This is a genomic window from Mitsuokella apri (assembly GCF_051886055.1).
GTDB lineage: Bacteria > Bacillota > Negativicutes > Selenomonadales > Selenomonadaceae > Mitsuokella.
Genome location: NZ_JBJEXT010000042.1, coordinates 1 through 21,365, shown reverse-complemented (window position 1 = coordinate 21,365; position 21,365 = coordinate 1). Strand labels below are relative to the sequence as shown.

Annotated in this window: 25 protein-coding genes; 24 read left to right on the top strand and 1 reads right to left on the bottom strand. The window is 52.4% G+C overall.

What is annotated here, in order from left to right:
* Positions 1 to 177 precede the first annotated feature (177 nt).
* The 19 genes from ACI4OH_RS06510 (at position 178) to ACI4OH_RS06420 (ending at position 15,036) form a co-directional block, all read left to right on the top strand.
* A complete protein-coding gene (locus tag ACI4OH_RS06510; protein WP_435721480.1) occupies positions 178 to 564 on the top strand; it encodes an ATP synthase subunit I in 387 nt (128 codons plus the stop codon).
* Between the two features lie 18 nt (positions 565 to 582).
* A complete protein-coding gene (gene atpB, locus ACI4OH_RS06505; protein WP_295635017.1) occupies positions 583 to 1,263 on the top strand; it encodes a F0F1 ATP synthase subunit A in 681 nt (226 codons plus the stop codon).
* Positions 1,264 to 1,303: 40 nt separating this feature from the next.
* Entirely contained in the window at positions 1,304 to 1,555 is a 252-nt protein-coding gene (atpE, locus tag ACI4OH_RS06500; RefSeq protein WP_295635013.1) for a F0F1 ATP synthase subunit C, read from the top strand.
* A gap of 41 nt (positions 1,556 to 1,596) precedes the next feature.
* Positions 1,597 to 2,100: a F0F1 ATP synthase subunit B gene (gene atpF, locus ACI4OH_RS06495; protein ID WP_302488868.1), complete on the top strand. Its 504-nt coding sequence runs from the start codon at positions 1,597 to 1,599 to the stop codon at positions 2,098 to 2,100.
* Entirely contained in the window at positions 2,094 to 2,636 is a 543-nt protein-coding gene (atpH, locus tag ACI4OH_RS06490; RefSeq protein ID WP_295635007.1) for an ATP synthase F1 subunit delta, read from the top strand. The genes atpF and atpH overlap by 7 nt, the downstream gene beginning before the upstream one ends.
* A 24-nt stretch (positions 2,637 to 2,660) precedes the next feature.
* Complete coding sequence (gene atpA / locus ACI4OH_RS06485) at positions 2,661 to 4,178, top strand: F0F1 ATP synthase subunit alpha (RefSeq protein WP_295635004.1); 1,518 nt, start codon at positions 2,661 to 2,663, stop codon at positions 4,176 to 4,178.
* Between the two features lie 19 nt (positions 4,179 to 4,197).
* Positions 4,198 to 5,052 (top strand): ATP synthase F1 subunit gamma, encoded by an 855-nt coding sequence (gene atpG, locus ACI4OH_RS06480; RefSeq protein ID WP_439784432.1) that lies wholly within the window; start codon positions 4,198 to 4,200, stop codon positions 5,050 to 5,052.
* Between the two features lie 23 nt (positions 5,053 to 5,075).
* Entirely contained in the window at positions 5,076 to 6,488 is a 1,413-nt protein-coding gene (gene atpD / locus ACI4OH_RS06475; protein WP_295634998.1) for a F0F1 ATP synthase subunit beta, read from the top strand.
* A 3-nt stretch (positions 6,489 to 6,491) separates the two neighbouring features.
* Positions 6,492 to 6,932, top strand: a complete 441-nt coding sequence (atpC, locus tag ACI4OH_RS06470; protein ID WP_439784431.1) for an ATP synthase F1 subunit epsilon — start codon at positions 6,492 to 6,494, stop codon at positions 6,930 to 6,932.
* 125 nt (positions 6,933 to 7,057) lie between these two features.
* Complete coding sequence (locus ACI4OH_RS06465; protein WP_439784430.1) at positions 7,058 to 7,822, top strand: TSUP family transporter; 765 nt, start codon at positions 7,058 to 7,060, stop codon at positions 7,820 to 7,822.
* A 103-nt stretch (positions 7,823 to 7,925) separates the two neighbouring features.
* Positions 7,926 to 8,381, top strand: coding sequence for a nitrous oxide-stimulated promoter family protein (locus ACI4OH_RS06460; protein ID WP_295634987.1), 456 nt, complete (start codon positions 7,926 to 7,928; stop codon positions 8,379 to 8,381).
* Positions 8,378 to 8,566, top strand: coding sequence for a hypothetical protein (locus ACI4OH_RS06455; protein ID WP_295634984.1), 189 nt, complete (start codon positions 8,378 to 8,380; stop codon positions 8,564 to 8,566). Before ACI4OH_RS06460 ends, ACI4OH_RS06455 begins: the two co-directional genes overlap by 4 nt.
* A gap of 116 nt (positions 8,567 to 8,682) precedes the next feature.
* Positions 8,683 to 10,161, top strand: a complete 1,479-nt coding sequence (locus tag ACI4OH_RS06450; protein WP_439784429.1) for an aminotransferase class I/II-fold pyridoxal phosphate-dependent enzyme — start codon at positions 8,683 to 8,685, stop codon at positions 10,159 to 10,161.
* 14 nt (positions 10,162 to 10,175) lie between these two features.
* Entirely contained in the window at positions 10,176 to 10,862 is a 687-nt protein-coding gene (locus ACI4OH_RS06445; protein WP_295634978.1) for a dTMP kinase, read from the top strand.
* A 48-nt stretch (positions 10,863 to 10,910) separates the two neighbouring features.
* Positions 10,911 to 11,480 carry a ribonuclease M5 gene (gene rnmV, locus ACI4OH_RS06440; RefSeq protein WP_439784428.1) on the top strand — a complete coding sequence of 190 codons (570 nt, stop codon included), beginning with the start codon at positions 10,911 to 10,913 and terminating at the stop codon, positions 11,478 to 11,480.
* Complete coding sequence (rsmA, locus tag ACI4OH_RS06435) at positions 11,477 to 12,355, top strand: 16S rRNA (adenine(1518)-N(6)/adenine(1519)-N(6))-dimethyltransferase RsmA (RefSeq protein ID WP_439784427.1); 879 nt, start codon at positions 11,477 to 11,479, stop codon at positions 12,353 to 12,355. The genes rnmV and rsmA overlap by 4 nt, the downstream gene beginning before the upstream one ends.
* A 76-nt stretch (positions 12,356 to 12,431) precedes the next feature.
* Positions 12,432 to 13,940 (top strand): Na+/H+ antiporter NhaC family protein, encoded by a 1,509-nt coding sequence (locus tag ACI4OH_RS06430; RefSeq protein ID WP_432645964.1) that lies wholly within the window; start codon positions 12,432 to 12,434, stop codon positions 13,938 to 13,940.
* Positions 13,941 to 13,987: 47 nt separating this feature from the next.
* Positions 13,988 to 14,251, top strand: coding sequence for a TIGR03905 family TSCPD domain-containing protein (locus tag ACI4OH_RS06425; RefSeq protein WP_439784426.1), 264 nt, complete (start codon positions 13,988 to 13,990; stop codon positions 14,249 to 14,251).
* 8 nt (positions 14,252 to 14,259) lie between these two features.
* The gene (locus ACI4OH_RS06420) at positions 14,260 to 15,036 is read left to right on the top strand and encodes a histidinol-phosphatase HisJ family protein (RefSeq protein ID WP_439784425.1); all 777 of its coding nucleotides are present in this window, start codon (positions 14,260 to 14,262) and stop codon (positions 15,034 to 15,036) included.
* A 61-nt stretch (positions 15,037 to 15,097) separates the two neighbouring features.
* Here ACI4OH_RS06420 and ACI4OH_RS06415 read toward each other — a convergent pair whose 3' ends face one another.
* Complete coding sequence (locus tag ACI4OH_RS06415; RefSeq protein ID WP_439784424.1) at positions 15,098 to 15,760, bottom strand: TetR/AcrR family transcriptional regulator; 663 nt, start codon at positions 15,758 to 15,760, stop codon at positions 15,098 to 15,100.
* Between the two features lie 302 nt (positions 15,761 to 16,062).
* Here ACI4OH_RS06415 and ACI4OH_RS06410 point away from each other — a divergent pair, with 302 nt between their 5' ends.
* The 5 genes from ACI4OH_RS06410 to ACI4OH_RS06390 form a co-directional block, all read left to right on the top strand.
* Positions 16,063 to 17,403 (top strand): S-layer homology domain-containing protein, encoded by a 1,341-nt coding sequence (locus ACI4OH_RS06410; RefSeq protein WP_439784423.1) that lies wholly within the window; start codon positions 16,063 to 16,065, stop codon positions 17,401 to 17,403.
* 244 nt (positions 17,404 to 17,647) lie between these two features.
* Positions 17,648 to 17,785, top strand: coding sequence for a six-cysteine ranthipeptide SCIFF (gene scfA, locus ACI4OH_RS06405; RefSeq protein WP_005841055.1), 138 nt, complete (start codon positions 17,648 to 17,650; stop codon positions 17,783 to 17,785).
* Between the two features lie 57 nt (positions 17,786 to 17,842).
* On the top strand, positions 17,843 to 19,252 hold the full coding sequence (scfB, locus tag ACI4OH_RS06400) for a thioether cross-link-forming SCIFF peptide maturase (protein WP_439784422.1): 1,410 nt from the start codon (positions 17,843 to 17,845) through the stop codon (positions 19,250 to 19,252).
* Positions 19,253 to 19,546: 294 nt separating this feature from the next.
* The gene (gap, locus tag ACI4OH_RS06395) at positions 19,547 to 20,563 is read left to right on the top strand and encodes a type I glyceraldehyde-3-phosphate dehydrogenase (protein WP_295634947.1); all 1,017 of its coding nucleotides are present in this window, start codon (positions 19,547 to 19,549) and stop codon (positions 20,561 to 20,563) included.
* 109 nt (positions 20,564 to 20,672) lie between these two features.
* A partial coding sequence (locus tag ACI4OH_RS06390) for a phosphoglycerate kinase (protein WP_439784421.1) occupies positions 20,673 to 21,365 on the top strand: 693 nt, incomplete at its 3' end.

Below are 21,365 nucleotides of genomic sequence, written 5' to 3'. Positions count from 1 at the left end.
GATAAACGATAAATAAATGAGTTTGCATTGACATGATAAAATAAATTTTATTTATCAATGGTTTGCACCTATGGTTTAAGGCAGACTGGAGAAAGTTTCCTGACCATGAAAGGAAATACTTTTTCCGTGTCGAAGTAAACAAATAAAAGAGTTTGCGTTGTTTTATGGAGGCAGAACATGTATGAAGTGTTTCGTAGGGTGCGGGGACATCTGCTTCGCAGTGTAACAGGCTTACTGATTGTAGGGGCAGGAGGTCTGTTCCTGAGTGGTCTGCCGCATCTTGCTGGTGTGTTCGTGCTGGGCGTGCTGTCTGCCTGTTTTTGCTTCTGGTCGCTGTCAGCGCGTTTGTGGCAGATTGCCAGCGGCCGCACCGAAGGAGCTGGACGCCGCATGCGCTGGGGCCTGTTTCTCAGGCTGGTCATTGTGGCAGTCACGTTTGCTCTGGCTGCTAAGGTTGGCCATGGCGCCATTCTTGCAGCAGCAGCAGCTTTTCTTGGCGCTTGGGGAATGTTCCTTGTAATCCTCGTGTTGTCACAGCTTCGTGCTGACAATATAAATATTTAAGATAGGAGGTAATGTGCTATGGAGGAAATCGGTGTTCGCGCACTCGCTCACTTCGGCGGGTTCACGTTTGACATCGAGACACTGGAGATGACATGGCTGGCAATGGCAATCGTCATCATTGTTTCTTATCTGGGCACACGGAGCTTGAAACTGGTACCTTCAGGCTGTCAAAACATCATTGAGATGTTTGTTACCGGCATGGATGGCCAGGTCAAGGTCATGATGGGCGAACGCGGCAAGATGCTGGCACCGTTCATTGTTTCCCTGTTCATGTTCCTGCTCGTGTCCAATCTTCTGGGACTTATCCCTGGGTTCTCGTCCCCGACGAATGACCTCAATACGACGCTGGGTCTTGCAATCCTCGTCATTGGTATGGTTCATGTCATCGGCCTCAAGAATCAGGGGATGGGCTGGATTGCTCATTTCTTTAAACCGATGGCATTCCTGTTCCCAATCAACCTCGTTGAAGAGCTCGCTAAGCCAATCACACTGGCCTTCCGTCTCTTCGGCAACATCCTGGCTGGTGAGATTCTGATTCTCATCCTGCTGGACCTGACCAGATGGTGGATCATTCCTAGTGTTCTCTGGCTGGCGTTCAGTATTTTTATCAGTTGTGTTCAGGCGTTCATCTTCACGATGCTTTCAACGGCGTATCTTGCAAATGCCGTAAATGAGCCGGAAAAAGAAGACGCACAGTAACTATCATCCGAATCTATATTCAATCAAGGAGGATTATTCAATGGAAAATGCAATCATGATCTTAGGTGCTCTTGTCGGTGCTGGCCTTGCTGCCGGTCTCGCTGCAGTCGGTGCTGGTATCGGTGATGGTCTTGTCACGGGCCGTTTCATCGAGGGTATCACGCGTCAGCCGGAAGCAAAGAACACGCTGTTTGTCAACACACTGATTTCCGTCGGCCTCATCGAGGCAATGGCTATCATCTCGGTCGTCGTTGCCTTCATCATGCTCTATGCAAATCCGCTGATCAAATAAGATTTGCCTGATGCAAGGAAAAGATGAAGGAGGCATGAAGGTTGATTGATTTAAACGCTACATTCTTTGCGCAGATTGTCAATTTCCTGGTGCTCGTGTTCATTCTCAAGAAGCTGGCTTATAAACCGGTCAAGAAGATCCTCAAGGAACGTGAGGATAAGATTGCAGAAAGCCTCAATAAGGCTGATGCCGATGTGGCAGAGGCACAGGCTGTTCTCGAGGAACGCCGCAAAGCGCTGGCAGAGGCGCGTACAAAGGCGGAAGAGATTGTCAAGGATGCGGAGAAGCGCGCCAGCGAGACGCGTGAGGACAGCATCCGCGAGACCAAAAATGAGATTGCGCAGATGAAAAAGGCTGCTGCTGCTGAAATCCAGAGAGACCGCGCACGCGCTATGGAACAGCTGCGCGCAGATGTCGTATCTCTTTCCATGGCCGCTGCAGGCAAGATCATCGAGAAGAATATCGACAAAGCGCAGAACGAGCAGATTATTACAGAATTTGTCAATAAGCTGGACAAGGATAAGGTTGGGGATCTGCCATGCTAAACATACAGCTTGCACGGAAATATTCCCGCGCTATCTTCGAGATTGCGCAGGAAGAGGATAAGCTTGTGGAGTATGGCAAGGAACTTTCTGAGGTCCGGCAGGGACTGGAGTCTGTGCCGCAGGCCATGGCATTCTTGTCTAATCCGCAGGTCGACCAGAAGGTGAAGAAGGATTTTCTCAAGAAGATTTTCGAGGGAAAAATCTCAAAGGACATGTATCACTTCCTGATGCTGCTGGTGGATAAGCGCCGCTTTATGCTGCTGGGAACGATTGATGACCAGTACCATGCTTATGCCAACGAAGCCAGAGGCATCTTGATCGCAGACGTGACGACCGCCATTCCGGCAGGCAAGAAACAGCAGAAGGCAATAGCCGAGAAGCTGGAGCAGGTGACGGGTAAGAAAGTGGAGCTTCGTCTCCATGAAAATAAGGCCCTCATCGGCGGCGTGGTTGTCAAGATTGGCGACCGCCGCATTGATGGCAGTGTCGCTGGCCGTCTCGAAACGCTGAAGAATGAATTACTGGCAAACAAGTGATGAAACTGGGGTGACAGCGAAGTTATGAAAATGAATCCGGAAGAAATAACAGCCATCATTAAAGACCAGATCAAGAATTACGATCTCGATCTTAATGTCGATGATGTTGGTTCCGTTATCGAAATCGGTGATGGTATCGCTCATATCCATGGCCTCGAAAAGGCTATGGCTGGCGAGCTTCTCGATTTCGGCGATGATATTTATGGTTTGGTCCTGAACCTTGAGCAGGACAATGTCGGTGCCGTTATCTTAGGCGGTGAGACGAAAATCAAAGAGGGCTCGCAGGTAAAACGCACGGGCCGCATTATGCAGGTACCAGTCGGTGAAGCGATGATTGGCCGCGTTGTCGATGCACTGGGCCGTCCTATCGATGGCAAGGGCAAGATTGAGACGACGGAGACGCGTCCTGTTGAGTTCCATGCACCGGGCATTGCCGACCGCAAGCCGGTAAAAGAGCCGCTGCAGACCGGTATCAAGGCTATCGACGCCCTCGTACCAATCGGCCGCGGCCAGCGTGAGCTCATCATCGGCGACCGTGGTATCGGTAAAACGGCCATCGCCGTTGATACAATCCTCAATCAGCATGATCAGAATTGTATCTGCGTTTATGTAGCTATCGGCCAGAAGGCTTCGACGGTTGCACGTGTCGTCAAGACGCTCGAAGAACGCGGCGCCATGAAGTATACGATTGTTGTTGCTGCTACGGCTGCTGACAGCTCGCCGCTGCAGTACCTTGCACCGTATGCAGGCTGCGCTATGGCTGAGCATTTCATGTATCAGGGCAAGGCCTGCCTCTGCGTCTACGATGACCTCACGAAACACGCAGCTGCTTACCGTGCGATGTCCCTGTTGCTCAGAAGACCGCCAGGACGTGAAGCATATCCGGGCGATGTCTTCTACTTACATTCCCGTCTGCTCGAGCGTGCAGCCAAACTCAATGATGAACTCGGCGGCGGCTCCATCACGGCTCTGCCGATCATCGAGACGCAGGCCGGCGACCTTTCGGCATATATCCCGACGAACGTTATCTCCATCACCGATGGTCAGATCATGCTCGAGACGGACTCCTTCTATTCTGGTATCCGTCCGGCAATCAACGTTGGTCTGTCCGTATCGCGTGTCGGCGGTTCGGCTCAGATCAAGGCTATGAAGCAGGTTGCAGGTACTCTTCGTCTTGACCTTGCTCAGTACCGCGAACTTGCAGCGTTCTCGCAGTTCGCTTCTGACCTCGATAAAGCTACGAAGGCACAGCTCGACCGCGGCGTTCGCGTTGTAGAGACACTGAAACAGCCGCAGTACAGCCCGATGCTTGTACAGGATCAGGTCATGGTCCTTTACACGGCTGTTCATGGTTATCTCGCGGATATCCCTGTCGAGAAGGTTGTAGAGTTCCAGGATTCCTTCATTAAATTTATGAAGACGACGCATCCAGAAGTCGGCCAGAAGATTATTGAGCAGAAGAAGTTCGATGATGCACTGGAGTCCGAGCTCAAGAAAGCGATTGAGGAGTTCAGAGATACGATTTCGTATAAAATGGCATAAGGCAGCGAGGTGATTCTTTTTGGCTAGTTTACAGGATATTCGCCATCGCATCAAGAGCGTAAAGAGTACCAAGCAGATTACGAGTGCCATGAACATGGTCGCTACGAGCCGTCTGCGTCATGCCAAAGAAGCTGCAATTGCAAACCGGCCTTATGCAGAGAAGGTTGCTGAAGTCGTAACGCAGGTCGCAGCCAATGCCGGCAGAGAATTTTCTCATCCGCTGCTCGATTCGCATCCTGAGGGCAAACGTCTTGTCCTGCTGATGACAGCAGATAAGGGGCTGGCTGGTGCCTATACGAGCAATGCCTGCAAATTGGCAGAGAGCCTTGCAGAGGATAAAGCCAATACGCAGTTTGTAGTTGTCGGCCGCAAGGGTGCTGGTCATTTGAAAAATCGTGGCTATGATGTAGTGAAGAGCTATGTTGGCGTCAGCGAGCGTCCAAGTGTCGAGAAAGCCCGCAGTATTGCACTGGATATCATCGAACGTTTTAAGACAGGCGAGATTTCCGAAGTGCAGATGGTCTATACGAAATTCATTTCGGCAATCAGCTGTGAACCCCGGGCAGGGAAGCTGCTGCCATTCAAGGCACTAGAGGAACAGGATCATAAACCGCATGCCGAGTACATCTATGAACCGGATGCAGCAACTGTCCTTGGCTTTCTGCTCCCGCAGTTCATCTTCACGACAATCTATGCAGCCTTGTTGCAGTCGGCTGCCAGCGAGCTGAGTTCCCGCATGAATGCGATGAGCAATGCTACGGACAACGCAGAGGACCTCATCAACAAGCTCGATATCCATTACAATAAGGTACGTCAGGCAGGTATTACCCGCGAGATCACTGAGATCGTGGGCGGTGCCGAAGCGCTCAAGTAAAGGCATCGTAAGGAGGTTTCCCATTGGCAAAAGGTAAAGTCGTACAGGTCGTCGGACCTGTCGTAGATATTGAATTCCCGGCGGGTGAACTGCCGGCAATTCTCAACGCCGTCACCATCAAGGGTGAGACGAGCGTAAAGATTGATATCGTGGTCGAGGTCATGCAGCACCTCGGCGACAACGTTACGCGCTGCATTGCTATGAGCTCGACAGACGGTCTCATGCGTGGCATGGAAGCTGTTGATACGGGCCATCCAATCATGGTTCCAGTCGGCACGGAATGTCTCGGCCGCGTATTTAACGTCCTCGGTCAGACGGTTGACCACAATCCGGCTCCTGTGGGCAACAAGGAATTCTGGCCGATTCACCGTCCGGCTCCGAAATTCGATGAGCAGGAGACGAGCGCCCAGATTCTCGAGACGGGCATCAAGGTCGTCGACCTCATCGCTCCGTATTCTAAGGGCGGTAAGACTGGTCTGTTCGGCGGCGCCGGCGTCGGCAAAACGGTCCTCATCATGGAGCTCATCCATAATATCGCTACAGAGCACGGCGGTTATTCCGTATTCGCCGGTGTCGGTGAGCGTACCCGTGAAGGCAACGACCTTTGGGGTGAAATGACCGAGTCGGGCGTCATCGACAAGACGGCTCTCGTTTACGGCCAGATGAACGAGCCGCCAGGAGCACGTATGCGCGTTGCCCTGACGGGCCTGACGATGGCTGAGTACTTCCGTGATGTTCAGCATCAGGATGTGCTGCTCTTCATCGATAACATTTTCCGTTTCATTCAGGCAGGTTCCGAGGTTTCGGCACTCTTAGGCCGTATGCCGTCGGCCGTTGGTTATCAGCCGACACTGTCCACGGATATCGGTGCCCTGCAGGAGCGCATCACGTCGACAAAGAACGGTTCCATCACGTCGGTTCAGGCTGTCTATGTCCCGGCCGATGACCTTACAGACCCGGCTCCGGCTGGTACGTTCACCCACCTCGATGCCACGACGGTTCTTTCGCGTCAGATTGCTGAGCTCGGTATTTATCCGGCCGTTGACCCGCTCGATTCCACGAGCCGTATCCTGAGCCCGGCTGTCCTTGGTGAAGAACATTACAAAGTCGCCCGCGGTGTACAGGCTGTCCTGCAGAAGTACAAAGAACTGCAGGATATCATCGCCATCCTCGGTATGGAAGAACTTTCCGATGAGGATAAGCTCACGGTATCGCGTGCCCGCAAGATTCAGCGTTTCCTCTCGCAGCCGTTCTTTGTTGCTGAGGTATTCACGGGTTCGCCGGGTAAGTATGTTCCGCTCAAGGAGACGATTCGCGGCTTCAAAGGCATCCTCGAAGGCAAGTATGATGACCTGCCGGAGAATGCATTCTACATGGTCGGCACGATTGATGAGGCTATCGAGAAAGCGAAGAAGATTAAAGAAGAGGAGGGATAATCGATGGCGACTATCAAGCTAGAGATTGTCTCTCCGGATAAAATGGTCTACACGAATGACATCAGCATGCTGATTGTCCGTTCAACGGGCGGCGAGCTTGGTATTTTACCGCATCATGCGCCGCTGGTTACGGGCCTTGTGCCGCATGCCATGCGTGTTCGTCTTGGCGCCGGTGCTGACCGTGATGAACAGCTCATCGCAGTGGCGGGTGGCTTCATGGAAGTCACGCCGGAAAAAATTACGGTACTTGCGACTGCTGCTGAACAGCCAATTGATATTGATATCAACCGTGCTAAGGAAGCAATGGCCCGTGCTAAAGCCCGTATCGCCGCTTTCCATCAGGGAACGCCTGAAAGCGAGAATATCGATATTGAACGTGCAGAGTCTGCTCTGCGCCGCTCGATTGCACGTTTGCGCGCAACAGATACAAGTTACGACGAATAAGACTCATATAGAAGAAGCCTTGCAGTTTATCTGCAGGGTTTTTTCTTTTGTGGGTTATGATTTCGCCTGCTTTGCGGTATTATGATATAATGAAAAATATCTGACGCAAAGAAAGGACGTTTTTCATGGAATTATTGGACATCAATACACTGGCTTTTCTCGTGTTCTTTGGCTTCATGTCCGCTTTCATCGATGCCGTGGTCGGTGGCGGCGGGCTCATCTCGATTCCCGCGCTGATGTGGACGGGCCTGCCGCCGCTTACAGTGCTTGGCACGAATAAAGTCGCGGCCGTTATGGGGGCTTTCACGAGTTTCGTGACGTTCGTGCGCTCTGGCAAGGTCGATGGCTGGCTGATTCGCCGCCTTTTCCCGATTTCCCTTATCGGCTCAGCGGTCGGCGTGCTGGCCGTGCGGCAGATTCCGTCGGAATTCCTGCGTCCGCTCGTCGTCGTCATGCTGATTCTCGTGCTCATCTACAGTATCTTGAAAAAGGACTGGGGCAAAGCGTCGACGTATCAGGGAATGAGCACGCGGCTTTTGCTGCTCTCGGCTCTCGTGGCTTTTACGTTCGGTTTTTACGATGGTTTCTTTGGTCCGGGCACGGGCTCTTTCCTGCTGTTCGCGTTTTTGATGGTCGGTTTTGACTTTCTTGGTGCGGCGGCAAATGCGCGCGCGCTGAATTTTGCGAGCAATATCGCAGCGGCAATTCTCTTCAGTTATTTTGGCATTGTCGACTTTTCCCATGCCATCCCCATGGGTCTTTCGATGATTGTCGGTGCCTGGTGCGGTGCGCGCGTGGCACTTTCCAAGGGAGCCGGCTATGTGCGTCCGCTCTTCATCATCATGACGACTGTGCTCATCGGCAAGCAGCTCTTCGAGCTCTTTAAATAAGAAGCAAATAAGAGACAAAAAGAAAGTCAGCTTGCTTTTCTGCGCCATTGACCTTAAAATAGAAGAGTATTTATCTTATAAACCACAATGAAGGGTGATTGACATGAGCGTTTTCTCACGTTTCCTGCCGAAGAAGAAACCGGTAGAGATCAAAAATAATATTCCGAAGGAAAAAGCCAATATCCGCAAGACGTTCGGCATGTACTGCAACAGCCATCATGGCACGTCGGACGGCAAGCTCTGTCCGAAGTGCACGGCCCTTTTAGCTACGGTCATGACGAAGATAGACCGCTGCCCCTACGGCATCACGAAGCCCATCTGCGACCGCTGTGAGCGTCCGTGCTTTGGTGCAAGACAGACGCAGGAGTTCCTCAAGATTATGAACTCGACGGGCAAGCGCATGTTTCTGCGCCATCCGATGATGAGCGTCAAGCACAAGCTCGCGAGCATGGGTGTTGACTACGCGAAGTATCAGCAGCAGAAAAAGATTGACGATAAGGTCAAGGCGAAGGAAAAGGCTGCGAAGGAACGCGCGAAGGAGCGCAAGGGCAAGAAATGAACAAGCAGCTTCTATCAAAGCTCTCGAAATTACTCGTCGCGGTGCTTGTGGGCATTGCCATCTGTGTAAAAGTAGAGCAGGGCGGTTCGGAGACGCTGTTCACGAAGCATGATATTGCTATCGTCGTGGGCTGCGCGGTACTTTTGCTGGCCATCCTCTTCGTACGCCGTCAGCAAAAACGATAAAATGCAGCATGTGGATAACTTGACGTTTTTTAGCGGAGTTATCCACATTTTTATGCACATTTTCAACAGGGACAGTGGATAACCTGTGAAAAACTGCGGAAGGGAACGGTGAAACCGTGGAAAAAGAGAAGGCGAAATACCTGAGAGCGCCTATAGCAGAAGCGATGAAAGCCTATGCGGCCGACGGGGCCATGGCCTTTCATACGCCGGGGCATAAGCAGGGGTTCGGGGCACATCCGCTGCTGCGGGATTTAGTGACAGCGGAGGGGCTGCGCGAAGAAGTTTCGCTGATGGAAGAACTCGATGACCTGCATGAGCCGACTATGTGCATCAAAGAAGCACAGCAGCTCGCGGCAGAGCTTTACGGTGCCGACGATGCGTTCTTCATGATTAATGGCACGACCGGGGCGATTCATACGATGCTCATGGGGGCCCTGAATCCCGGCGATACGGTCCTCGTACCGCGCAATGCCCACCGCTCAATGATTGGCGGCATCATTCTCGCCGGTGCCAGGCCGATATTTCTGCAGCCGGAAATCGATGAAAAGCTCGGCATTGCGATGGGGCTGACACTGACGGCAGTCGAGCGTGCTGTAAAAGAATATCCGGAAGCGAAGGCGCTGGCTCTTGTCTATCCGACGTATTATGGCGTGACGTTTGACCTCAGGAAAATTGCTGATTTTGTCCATGACCATGGCCTGCTGCTGCTCGTCGATGAAGCCCATGGTCCGCATCTGCGTTTCTCGGAGGAGCTGCCGCCGCAGGCTCTTGACTGCGGTGCGGATATGGCCGCGCAGAGCACGCATAAGATTCTCGGGGCCATGACGCAGGCATCAATGCTGCTCGTGCGTGAAGGCCGCATCAATCTCGAGCGCGTGCGCGAGGCTGCGAGTCTCCTGCAGTCGACAAGCCCGAATCAGCTGCTGCTGGTCTCCATCGATATCGCACGGCTGCAGATGGCCGAAAATGGCAGGGAAACGGTGGCAAGGGCTGTCCGGCTGGCAGAAAAGCTGCGCCGTGACATCAATGAAATCGACGGCCTCTGGTCCTTTGGCCCTGAATACATGAACCATGATGGTGCGTCGGGGCTTGATACGACAAAAGTCACGGTACAGGTCACGGGCATCGGCCTGACCGGTGTGGAAGCCGAGTACATTCTGCGCCATACGTATAAAATTCAGTGCGAGCTCTCTGATGCGCGCAATCTGCTGTTCATCATTTCGTATGCGGATACGGAAAAACAGACGGCGTATCTCCTGAAGGCCCTGCAGGGGCTCGCACGGGAACACCGCCGCCCGGCACTGCCGCAGGAAAAAATGGACGACTGGCAGCTGCCAGCTGTGCCAACGCAGGGGATGACGCCAAGAGAGGCGTTCTTTGCCCCCAAGGAAGATGCGGCCTTTGCAGAAGCAGAAGGACACATCGCGGCGGAACAGCTCATGTTCTATCCGCCGGGCATCCCCATTCTTTGTCCGGGGGATATCATCGACAGGGAAAGTCTGCAGTACATCAAGGCCATGCAGGAGCTCGGCCTCAAGGTTGTTGGCCCGCGCGATGCTTCGCTGCAGAAACTGCAGGTTGTCCGTCAGCGCTGAGATAGGAGTGTATCATGACGAAAAAAGGAAAACTCATCATCATCGAGGCCGGTGATGGCTCGGGCAAGGCCACGCAGACCAAGGCCCTTTATGAACACCTTGTGCGTGACGGCCAGCGCGTACACCGCATTGAATTTCCCGATTATGCGTCGGATTCTTCGATGCTGGTGCGTATGTACCTGCGCGGCGACTTCGGCGGTCATGCCGAGGATGTCAACGCCTATGCGGCTTCGACGTTCTTTGCCGTCGACCGCTACGCCTCATTCCGCATGAAGTGGAAAAAATATTATGAGGCCGGCGATATCATCCTGGCGGACCGCTACACGACATCGAATATGGTGCATCAGGCTGTTAAAATTACGGATGCGAAGGAACGGGAGACGTTTCTTGACTGGCTCTGGGATTTTGAATTCTGCAAGCTCGGCCTGCCCGTGCCGGATAAAGTCGTCTTCCTCGATATGGCACCGGAGGTCGCCGACAGGCTGATTGCCGCAAGGGCTGCAGAAACGCTGACGAAAAAGGATATCCACGAACGCGATACGGATTATCTGCACCGTTGCCATGCGGCTTATGAGGATTTGACGAAAAAATACGGCTGGACGCGTGTGGCCTGCAGCGAAAACGGCGAGCCGCGCAGCATCGAGGCCATTCACGAGGATGTCTACCGTGCGGTCAGGCCGCTGCTTTCCGCGCAAGCCTGAAGCATAAAAATAAAACCAGCATATAAGATATAGATAGAAAGGAATTTTATGATTAAAGAAGTTTTGGTGGTCGAGGGCAAGATGGATGTCGTCGCCATCGACAAGGCGGTCGAGGCCGACTGCATCATCACGGAGGGGTTCAACCTCAAGCCGCAGGCCCTCAAGAATATTGAACAGGCCTATAAGAAGCGTGGCATCATCATCATGACGGACCCGGATTCTGCCGGCGAACGCATTCGCAAGTACCTCTCTCGCCGTTTTCCTGAGGCCAAACACGCCTTTGTGCCGGTAGAAGAAGCAACGGCCAACGACGATATCGGCATCGAACAGGCTAAGCCTGAAGCCATCCGCAAGGCCCTTGCGAAGGTCCGCACGCTCGACTGGGAGCCAAAGAAGATTTTCTCGGGGGCTGACCTCATCCTGCACGGACTTTCCGGAGCTCCCGAAGCTTCGGCGCGCCGTGCACGCCTTGGCGAAAAGCTCGGGCTCGGCTTTGCCAATGCCAAAACGTTCCTGACAAGGCTCAATCACTACGGCGTGTCGCGCGAGGAGTTCGACCGCGCTGTGGCCGAAATGGAACAGGAAGACGGAGAAAAGGCAAAGGGGGAGACGAAATGAACGCAGAGGATGAAAAAGTACTGCAGCCAAAAATCGCGAGCCGCGAGGTGACGACGCATATTCTCAAGGCCTTTGGCCTGCGCATGAGCAAAAAGCTCGGGCAGAATTTCCTCATCGATGCGCGCATTGTGCAGGGCATCGTCGATGCTGCGGAGATAAAGCCCGGCGACCGCGTGCTCGAAATCGGCCCGGGCATCGGCACCTTGACACAGGGCCTCGCCGAAGCCGGTGCTGATGTCACGGCCGTGGAGCTCGATAAAAAACTGCCGGCAGTACTCAAGGAAACGCTGAAGGCGTATGATAATGTACGCATTGTGCCGGGCGATATCCTCAAGGTCAATATCCCCGAAATCATGGGCGAGGGTCCGTTCAAGGTCGCGGCAAACCTGCCGTATTACATCACGACGCCGATTCTCATGACGCTTCTGGAACGCCATCTGCCGATTACGCAGATGGTCACGATGGTGCAGAAGGAAGTCGCGGAACGCATGACGGCCAAACCGGGTTCGCGCATCTACGGCGCACTTTCCGTGGCTGTACAGTATTATACGGAGCCTGAAATCGTGCTCGACGTGCCGCCGCGTTCGTTCATTCCGGCACCGGAAGTCATGAGTGTGGTCGTTTCGTGCCGTGTGCGCAAAGAGCCGGCTGTCAAAGTACGCGATGAAAAAATGTTCTTCCGCGTGGTCAAGGCTGCCTTTGGCCAGCGCCGCAAGACGCTCATGAACGCGCTGAAGGGTGGCGGCTTCCCGAAAGAGGCCGTACGCGACGCTTTGGAAGCAGCGGACATCGACCCGACGCGCCGCGGCGAGACACTGACGCTTGATGAATTTGGCCGCCTTGCCGATGCTTTTGCCGCGCAGAACCTTGCATAAAGTATTTGCTCCTATGACGATTTTGTTATAGAATAGGTCTGTATTGTAAAATAAAGCAAAGAAAGTAGGTATGATAATGGCAGAAACAGCCTGGTCCGTACTGCCTCCAGTCATTACGATTGTACTGGCACTCTGGACAAAAGAGGTTTACATGTCGCTGATCATCGGCATTTTTTCCGGTGCCCTGCTGTTCACGGGCGGCAATATCCTCGAATCCATTCTCACGATGTTCGCCGTCATGGCCGATAAAGTCGGCAGCAATGTCAACATCCTCGTTTTCCTCGTCATTTTAGGCATCCTCGTGGCGGCCATCAGCCGCTCGGGCGCGACGCGCGCCTATGGCGAATGGGCCTCGAAAACCATCAAGGGGCAGCGCAGCGCACTTCTCCTGACGGCTCTCCTCGGCATCGTCATTTTTATCGATGATTATTTCAACTGCCTGACGGTCGGCACGGTCATGCGCCCTGTCACGGATAAGCTCAAGATTGCGCGCACGAAGCTCGCTTACATCATCGATGCGACGGCTGCGCCTGTCTGCATCATCGCGCCGGTATCGAGCTGGGCAGCAGCTGTCGGTTCCTCGCTGCCGGAAGACAGCACGATTGATGGCTTCAGCCTGTTCCTGCAGACGATTCCGTTCAATCTCTACGCCTGGCTGACGATGCTCTTCATGCTGTTCATCATCTGGTCGGGCCGTGATTTTGCGGCCATGGGCAGAAGTATTGTCGAGAACAACAAGAAGTTTGTCATCCCGAAGGAATATCAGGATGCCGAAGAAAAATCGGCTGATATGGAACTCGGCCACGGCAAAATCATCGACCTTATCCTGCCGCTCATCGTGCTCATCGTGGCCTGTGTTTACGGCATGCTCTACACGGGCGGCATTCACGAGGGCAAGACGATTGCCGAAGCCTTCGCCAACTGCGATTCGGCAAAATCGCTCGTGCTCGGTTCATTCATTGCCTTTGTCTTCACGGGCTTTTTGTATCTGCCGCGCCGCATCATCTCGTTCAATGCGTTCTGCGACAGCTTTGGCTGGGGCTTTAAGGCCATGACGCCGGCCATTTTCATCCTCTGCCTCGCCTGGACGCTTTCGGGGATCTGCAGCAAAGATTATCTGAACCTCGGCGGCTTTGTCGGCGCGATTGTCAGCGCACATGCCTCGATTGTCATGTTCCTGCCGCCGATTTTCTTCCTCGTTGCCGTGGGACTCGCTTTTGCTACAGGCACGTCGTGGGGCACATTCGGCATCCTCATCCCGATTGCCATTGCGGTTCTCGGCATGGGCGACCCGAGCATGCTCGTCGTCTGCGTGACTGCAGTTCTTTCCGGTGCTGTCTGCGGTGACCACGCTTCGCCAATTTCCGATACGACTATTCTTGCCTCGGCCGGCGCGCAGTGTCATCACATCGACCATGTCAGCACGCAGATCCCGTATGTCATTGTCGTGGCTACGTGCAGTTTCTTTGGCTATATCGTGGACGGCCTGACGGAAAATGGCTGGCTCGGCCTGCTTACGGGCCTCATCTGCCTGGGTATTGCGATGATTTACATCCGCGCCAAAGTGCCGGTCCTTGACCGCTGATTTTTGATTTTGCTGGAAAGCTGGAAAACTGGAAAGGAAGAACGAATATGTCAGTCTACACCTATCAGACAAAGGGCACGTGCTCCAAGAAAATCACGGTGGAGCTCGATGGCAAAAAAATCAGGCATGTCGCCTTTGAAGGCGGCTGCAATGGCAACTTGAGCGGCATTTCGAAACTCGTCGAGGGCATGGACATCGATTTTGTCATCAGCCGTTTTGCCGGCAATACCTGCGGCCCGCGTCCGACATCGTGTCCGGACCAGCTCGCACATGCCTTGAAAGAAGCCTATGAGGCAGGAGCGAAAGCCTGAGGTGCATCATGATTTTTGACAGTCACAGCCATACGGAATTCTCGGCAGATTCCGAGATGAAAGCGGAAGATGCCCTGAAAAAAGCAAAAGAGGAAGGCGTAGGCCTCGTCTTCACCGAGCATCTTGACCTCGATTATCCCGGAGATATGGATTTTACGTTTGACCCGCAAAAATATTGGCAGTCCTACGAAAAATACCGCGGCGATACGCTGCGGCTCGGTGTCGAGATTGGCATGAACGAAGCCATCTGTCAGCAGAATAAGGCTTTTGTGCAGGAAGTGCCGTTTGACCTCGTCATCGGTTCGCAGCACATCGTTGACGGACAGGATATTTACTATCCTGCGTATTATGAAGGCAAGACGAAAAAAGAGGCCTTTCACCGCTACTATGAACTCATGGCAGAGAATCTGCGCCGTCATGGTGCGTTCATCGACGTGCTCGGCCATATCGACTACATCAGCCGCTACGCGCCGTACGATAATCCGGAAGTTTCCTATGGGGAGTTCCATGAGGACATCGATGCTGTCCTGCGTGCGGCTGTTGAGACCGATACTGTTATGGAGCTCAACACGCGCCGCCTCGGCAGCCGCCGTGCCCTAAAAGAGCTCATGCCGGTCTACACGCGTTATAAAGAACTTGGCGGCAAATTCCTTATGCTCGGTTCCGATGCTCATGTGGCAGAGAATGTCGCGATGAATTTCAAAGCCGCGGCTGAACTTGCCGATATGGCAGGACTGCAGCTTGTGACGTTCAAGGAACGCCGGCTGGAATACTGCACAAAGTAAATTTACAGCATACGAAAAATTCCCTGCGGGGTGGTCTTGAGACCTTCCTGCAGGGAATTTTTTATTTTTCTTTGTCATCTGCCGCAAAATGCAGCGGCGAGGAAAGGGCGAGCAGCGTTCGATAGATACTTTCTTCCAGCGGCGGCACGGCGAAAGGCGGCTCAGCTTCCTGAAAGGCCCTGAACTGAATCGGGGAAGGGTCGGCAAGAGGATAGACGCTCGTGAGGAAGAACAGCAGCGACGCCACGTAGTATGTAATGTCTTCCGCGGTATTTGTCGGGCAGTGATAATTGAGGATGGGCGTGAAAATGGCAAACGTGCGGAAAGACTCGCGGTTAAACGCGACGAGCAGCTCATACCGTGATAATGGCTCAAGCTGCGTGTGATGGATGGAATAGAGCCGCAGGGGATACTTATGGGACAGGACCCATTCGGCGAGACTATGGCAGAATTCTTCTCTGGTCATCAAGTCCCTGCCGAGAAAACGCCGTTCCAGTTCTTTGCGGAACGATTTCATGCCATAACGCAGGCAGTCGAGCAGGATTTCCTCGCGTGTCTTGTAGTAGGTGTAGATGGTCGGCCGCGTGAACGTTGTCTTTTTGGCGATATTCGTAAATGTTACGGCAGACAGGCAGCCTTCTCGATACAGTTCAAAAGCAGCCTTGCGGATCTGCTCCTTGCGTTCTTCGATTTGTGCGGTGTTGCGGGCGCGTTGAAATTTCATGGAATTCCTTCTTTATCGTATTTTGGCTTATGTGAATAGGTTAAGTCGTGTTCAAATAAAACCTTAAGTATATTATAGACAGGAAAAGGCACTCGAACAATCTTTTCTTACAATCTTTTATTTTATTAGCAAATTCATGATGCAATTTAATTTACAGAGAGTAAATTAATAATTGACATTATGTCGATTAATGTTATAATAGAACATGTCAGGAGAATAAAAAAGTAATAAGGAAACACGGAAACTTATAGCTTTTGAATCTCCTGAATCGGTTATTTGTTTTTGGCAAGGAGGAGATTCTTATGAAAAAGACTCTTGTTTCTGCACTGACGGCAGCTCTCGTGGTTGGCGCTGCCAGCACGACGTTCGCTGCTGCAAACCCGTTCTCTGATGTTCCGGCAGACCATTGGGCATACGATGCTGTATCCCAGCTCGCTGCTGATGGCGTCATCGAAGGCTACGGCGACACGACGTTCCGCGGCAACCAGAGCATCACGCGTTATGAAATGGCACAGATGGTCGCCAAGGCCATGGCCAAGACGGATGTTTCGGCAGCCGATAAGGCGCTGATTGACAAACTCGCTGCTGAGTTCTCCGATGAACTCAACAACCTCGGTGTCCGCGTCAGCAACCTCGAGCGCAATGCCGACATGGTAAAATGGAACGGCGAAGCTCGTTACACGTACAGAAGCGTGCGTGCAGAGCATGCAAATGACAGCGGCAAGGACCGTGATAATTCCGATAAGCTGCTCTTCCGTCTCGAACCGAGCGCTGAGGTCAATGACCATTGGCATGTAAATGCCCGTCTCGATGCCACGACGGAAATGTCCGATGATAAAGGCGCGGGCGAAGATCATGATGAGGATAAGGTTGACCTCAAACGTGTCTATGCACAGGGCGATTACAAGAACTTTCAGGTAAAGCTTGGTAAACTTGGCTTTGAGACGCCAGAAAATGGTTTGGTTTTTGATAATGAAGAAAATGCGTTCTCCGGTGCTCAGGTTGCCTTTGGCAGCAATGTTAAAACGACATTGATGGCTGGTCGTCTTGATGTTGATGACCAGAAAGCAAGCACTTGGAAACGTGGCGAAGATACGAATATTGGCGATTCGGCCAACTTCCAGGGCATCACGGTTCAGTATGATGCACCAGAGGTCAGCAAATTGACTGGCGGCGTAGGCTACTATCATCTTAATTCCGATGATTTTAAGGGCCTGAAAGACGATCTCAACAAGGGCGAGACGTACACGAATGGCAAGAATGACGAGGACAATGCCGACATCTGGTCGGCAAACCTCGGCTACCGCTTTGATAAGACGAACGCCCTGTTCGGTGCTTATGCGAACAACACGAGTGCCGATAATCTCGATAAATCTTGGCAGGTTCTCTACAATTATAAAGGTGCAGAGCCGGCCAACAAGGGTACGTGGGGCGCTTATGCCGCTTACCGTTACCTCGGCACGTACACGTCGATCTTTGGCACGGAAGATGCCCAGGTCGTCGGTGCTAAGGGCTGGGAAGTCGGCGCTAACTACGCACCGTTCCACAATGTCCTCGCTACGGCGAAGTACTTCAATGGCAAGGGCATTGACTCCGACCGCGATGTCGATACCCTTTGGGGCCGTGTTGAATTCTTCTTCTGATAATCCACGCGTCTTCTAAGGTTATTGAATAGACTCTTATTCTCTAAAAGGTGATTCTATTTTTATGAAGATGATTCTTTCCCCGAGATGATTCTTTTCTTTCCTTTTTGCGCGATATGCCTGCTGGCATACCGCGTATTTTTTTTGCCCGGGCAGGCTATGAAAAAATAAATTCTTGCGAAGATGTCCGAAAACGGATAGAATAAAAGAAGATATGGTTTTTATCTAGTTAGGAGGGCTGACGATGAAACACATCAAGACGGTCAACAAACCTTCGATGCAGGCTTCGCTCAAGACGGGCGGCTGCGGCGAGTGCCAGGCATCCTGCCAGTCTGCTTGCAAGACTTCCTGCACGGTAGGCAATCAGGTTTGCGAGAAATAATTTTTCGTAAGAGGCCTTCCCATACGGGAAGGCTTTTTTCTATTATAAGGAGAAGTAATGAAAGCGAAAATCCATAAATTCGAGCAGGGCGGCCATTATATCCTGCTCGATATCAACAGCGGTGCGGTTCATGTCATCGACAAGATGATTTACGATATGATGGATACATTTGACGGCGCGAACGACGAAGCAGTCGTCGAAGCCCTTAAGGGGCGGTATACGGAGGCCGATTTGCGCGAGGCCCTTGGCGAACTTCACGAGCTCATGAAGATGGGCGAGCTCTTTGCACCGGATATCGATGTACCGCCGACGTTCAAGCAGAAGGGCCTCATCAAGTCCATCTGCCTCATGGTTGCGCAGGACTGCAACCTGCGCTGCAAGTACTGTTTCGGCGATGGCGGCAGCTACGGACAGGAACGCGCCGTCATGACACCGGAAGTTGGCAAGCGCGCCATTGATTTCCTCATCGAGAGCTGCGGTCCGCGCAAACACTGCGAAGTTGACTTTTTTGGCGGCGAACCGCTGATGAACATGAAGACGGTCAAGGCCGTCACGGAATATGCCCGTGAGCGTGAGAAGGATACGGGCAAGAAATTCAAGCTGACCATGACGACAAACGGTATGCTGCTGAATGACGAAAATATCAAATGGCTCAATGACAATGACTTTTCCCTCGTGCTCTCGCTCGACGGCCGCAAGGAAGTCAACGACGCCATGCGCCCGGATGCCGGCGGTCACGGCACGTATGACCGCATTGTGAAGAATTTCAAGAAATGCATCGCGAGCCGCAAGGGCGGCGACTGGGACTACCGCGGCGTCTATACGTACCTGCGCGGCACCTATACGCACAACAATATGGACTTCACGAACGATGTGCTCTCGATGGTTGATGAAGGCTTCAACATCCTGTCGGTCGAGCCGGTCGTCATGAAGGACAGCCCGTTGGGCTTCACCGAAAAAGACCTGCCGCGCATCCGCGAGGAGTACGACCGACTGACTGAGGCTTATATGAAACGCCATCGCGAGGGCAGGGGCTTCTGGTTCTTCCATTTCAATATGGACCTCTCGAATGGTCCGTGTGTCGCCAAACGCCTGTCGGGCTGCGGTGCCGGCCACGAATACGTTGCGGTCTCGGAAAATGGCGACCTTTACCCGTGCCATCAGTTCGTCGGCCGTGAAGGCTACAAGCTCGGCAATATCTACGAAGGCATCACGAATACGGAACTGCCGGCTTATTTCCGCGAGAGCCATGTCCTCAACAAGCCGAAGTGCCGCGACTGCTGGGCCCGTTTCTTCTGTTCGGGCGGCTGCCACGCCAACGCGGACCTCTTCCATGGCAACATTCGCGAGCCATATGAGGTTGGCTGTGAAATCCAGAAAAAACGTCTGGAGTGCGCAATTCTCGTACAGGCACTGCTGGCCCTCGAAAAAATGGAAAAAGAAGAGCAGAATGCGACGAATGACTAAGCTATAAAGTATAAACAATATTTATATATGATCTTCTGACTGACAAGCATTTTTGCTTGTCAGTTTTTCTTTGGAAAAGCGAAGGAATGTATTGTTTGTCAGTATTGAACGGGATTCATAACCAAAATAATATTGTTATGGATTTAAAATATAATATTTTGACAATATGCATTTTTATTGCTACTGTAATTGCTTCAATTTATGATAAAACCATTGACATTTTGCCGGCATTTATTGTATCATTAGAGCTGTAAGAACTGAAACTTCTAAGAATATTTAGGGGGTAATTTTCAAATGGCAGTAAAAGTTGCTATCAATGGTTTTGGCCGTATCGGTCGTCTCGCATTCCGTCAGATGTTCGACGCTGAGGGTTATGAAGTTGTCGCTATCAACGACCTCACGAGCCCGAAGATGCTCGCATATCTTCTGAAGTACGATTCCTCCCAGGGTAAGTACGAGTATGCTGACACGGTTGAAGCTGGCGAAGACAGCATCACGGTAAACGGCAAGACGATCAAGATCTATGCTGAGAAAGATGCTGCTAACATTCCTTGGGCTAAGCATGACGTTGACGTTGTCCTCGAGTGCACGGGCTTCTATACGTCCAAAGAGAAAGCTTCCGCTCATCTCAAAGCTGGCGCTAAGAAAGTCGTTATCTCCGCTCCGGCAGGCAAAGACCTCCCGACGATCGTATTCAACACGAACCACAAGACGATTCCGGCTGGCACGCAGATCATCTCCGCTGCTTCCTGCACGACGAACTGCCTCGCTCCGATGGCAAAGGCTCTGAATGACCTCGCTCCGATCCAGAGCGGCATCATGCAGACGATTCACGCTTTCACGGGTGACCAGATGACCCTTGATGGCCCGCAGCGCAAGGGCAACCTCCGCCGCAGCCGTGCTGCTTCTGAGAACATCGTTCCGACGTCCTCGGGTGCTGCAAAAGCTATCGGCCTCGTTCTTCCGGAACTCGATGGCAAACTCATCGGTGCTGCACAGCGCGTTCCGACCCCGACGGGCTCCACGACGCTGCTCTATGCAGTTGTTAAGGGCAACGTTACGGTTGACCAGGTTAACGAGCAGATGAAGAAAGAGTCCACGGAGTCCTTCGGTTACAACACGGACGAAATCGTTTCGAAGGATGTTGTCGGCATGCGTTATGGCTCCCTCTTCGATGCAACGCAGACGATGGTTAGCCCGATGGCTGACGGCAACACGCTCGTACAGGTTGTTTCCTGGTACGACAACGAGAACTCCTACACGAGCCAGATGGTTCGCACGATCAAATACTTCGCTGAGGAAGTTAAGTAATTGAATTAAGAGTTCTCAACTGAATACAGTAGAAGATCTCTTGAGGTCCGGCCGTTTGTTTGGGCCGGGCCTCATTTTTATGAGAGAAATAAACCTTGGAGGTTTTACGATGAACAAGAAAACCATCAAAGACATTGATGTAAATGGCAAAAAAGTATTTGTCCGCGTTGATTACAATGTTCCGTTCGATGACAAGATGAACATCACGAACGATACGCGCATGGTCCGCACGCTGCCGACCCTGAACTATCTACTCGATCATGGTGCTGCTCTGGTCATCGCCTGCCATATCGGCCGTCCGACCGAGGCACGTGAGGACAAGTTCTCCACGAAATATCTCGTAAAACACCTTTCGGAGCTGCTCGGCCGTCCGGTTGAATGGGCTTCGGACTGCGTTGGCAAAGAAGCAGAGGAAAAAGCTGCTGCCCTCAAGCCGGGCGATGTCCTGCTGCTTGAGAACCTCCGTTACCATAAGGAAGAGAAGAAGAACGATCCGGAATTTGCCCGCCAGCTCGCATCGCTTGCTGATGTCGCTGTTGACGATGCTTTCGGCGTTTCCCACCGTGCACATGCTTCGAACGCAGGTGTTCCAAAGTACATCGAAACGGTTGCCGGCTTCCTGATGGAAAAAGAAATCAACTACATCGGCAAGGCACTTGAGAATCCGCAGCATCCGTTCGTTGCCATCATCGGCGGTGCAAAAGTTTCCGATAAGATCGGTGTCATCACGAACCTGCTCGACAAATGCGACACGATCATCATCGGCGGCGGCATGGCTCATACGTTTGATGCAGCCAAGGGC

What these genes read in the sequence shown, in the direction of transcription:
- ACI4OH_RS06455 (WP_295634984.1), top strand. Translation starts at nt 8,378, where the DNA reads ATGAACAAGCAGCTTCTATCAAAGCTCTCGAAATTACTCGTCGCGGTG.
- ACI4OH_RS06425 (WP_439784426.1), top strand. Translation starts at nt 13,988, where the DNA reads ATGTCAGTCTACACCTATCAGACAAAGGGCACGTGCTCCAAGAAAATC.
- gap (WP_295634947.1), top strand. Translation starts at nt 19,547, where the DNA reads ATGGCAGTAAAAGTTGCTATCAATGGTTTTGGCCGTATCGGTCGTCTC.
- ACI4OH_RS06430 (WP_432645964.1), top strand. Translation starts at nt 12,432, where the DNA reads ATGGCAGAAACAGCCTGGTCCGTACTGCCTCCAGTCATTACGATTGTA.
- atpB (WP_295635017.1), top strand. Translation starts at nt 583, where the DNA reads ATGGAGGAAATCGGTGTTCGCGCACTCGCTCACTTCGGCGGGTTCACG.
- ACI4OH_RS06415 (WP_439784424.1), bottom strand. Translation starts at nt 15,760, where the DNA reads ATGAAATTTCAACGCGCCCGCAACACCGCACAAATCGAAGAACGCAAG.
- scfB (WP_439784422.1), top strand. Translation starts at nt 17,843, where the DNA reads ATGAAAGCGAAAATCCATAAATTCGAGCAGGGCGGCCATTATATCCTG.
- rnmV (WP_439784428.1), top strand. Translation starts at nt 10,911, where the DNA reads ATGATTAAAGAAGTTTTGGTGGTCGAGGGCAAGATGGATGTCGTCGCC.
- atpH (WP_295635007.1), top strand. Translation starts at nt 2,094, where the DNA reads ATGCTAAACATACAGCTTGCACGGAAATATTCCCGCGCTATCTTCGAG.
- atpA (WP_295635004.1), top strand. Translation starts at nt 2,661, where the DNA reads ATGAAAATGAATCCGGAAGAAATAACAGCCATCATTAAAGACCAGATC.
- ACI4OH_RS06420 (WP_439784425.1), top strand. Translation starts at nt 14,260, where the DNA reads ATGATTTTTGACAGTCACAGCCATACGGAATTCTCGGCAGATTCCGAG.
- rsmA (WP_439784427.1), top strand. Translation starts at nt 11,477, where the DNA reads ATGAACGCAGAGGATGAAAAAGTACTGCAGCCAAAAATCGCGAGCCGC.
- atpE (WP_295635013.1), top strand. Translation starts at nt 1,304, where the DNA reads ATGGAAAATGCAATCATGATCTTAGGTGCTCTTGTCGGTGCTGGCCTT.
- atpC (WP_439784431.1), top strand. Translation starts at nt 6,492, where the DNA reads ATGGCGACTATCAAGCTAGAGATTGTCTCTCCGGATAAAATGGTCTAC.
- ACI4OH_RS06410 (WP_439784423.1), top strand. Translation starts at nt 16,063, where the DNA reads ATGAAAAAGACTCTTGTTTCTGCACTGACGGCAGCTCTCGTGGTTGGC.
- scfA (WP_005841055.1), top strand. Translation starts at nt 17,648, where the DNA reads ATGAAACACATCAAGACGGTCAACAAACCTTCGATGCAGGCTTCGCTC.
- ACI4OH_RS06445 (WP_295634978.1), top strand. Translation starts at nt 10,176, where the DNA reads ATGACGAAAAAAGGAAAACTCATCATCATCGAGGCCGGTGATGGCTCG.
- ACI4OH_RS06510 (WP_435721480.1), top strand. Translation starts at nt 178, where the DNA reads ATGTATGAAGTGTTTCGTAGGGTGCGGGGACATCTGCTTCGCAGTGTA.
- ACI4OH_RS06465 (WP_439784430.1), top strand. Translation starts at nt 7,058, where the DNA reads ATGGAATTATTGGACATCAATACACTGGCTTTTCTCGTGTTCTTTGGC.
- ACI4OH_RS06460 (WP_295634987.1), top strand. Translation starts at nt 7,926, where the DNA reads ATGAGCGTTTTCTCACGTTTCCTGCCGAAGAAGAAACCGGTAGAGATC.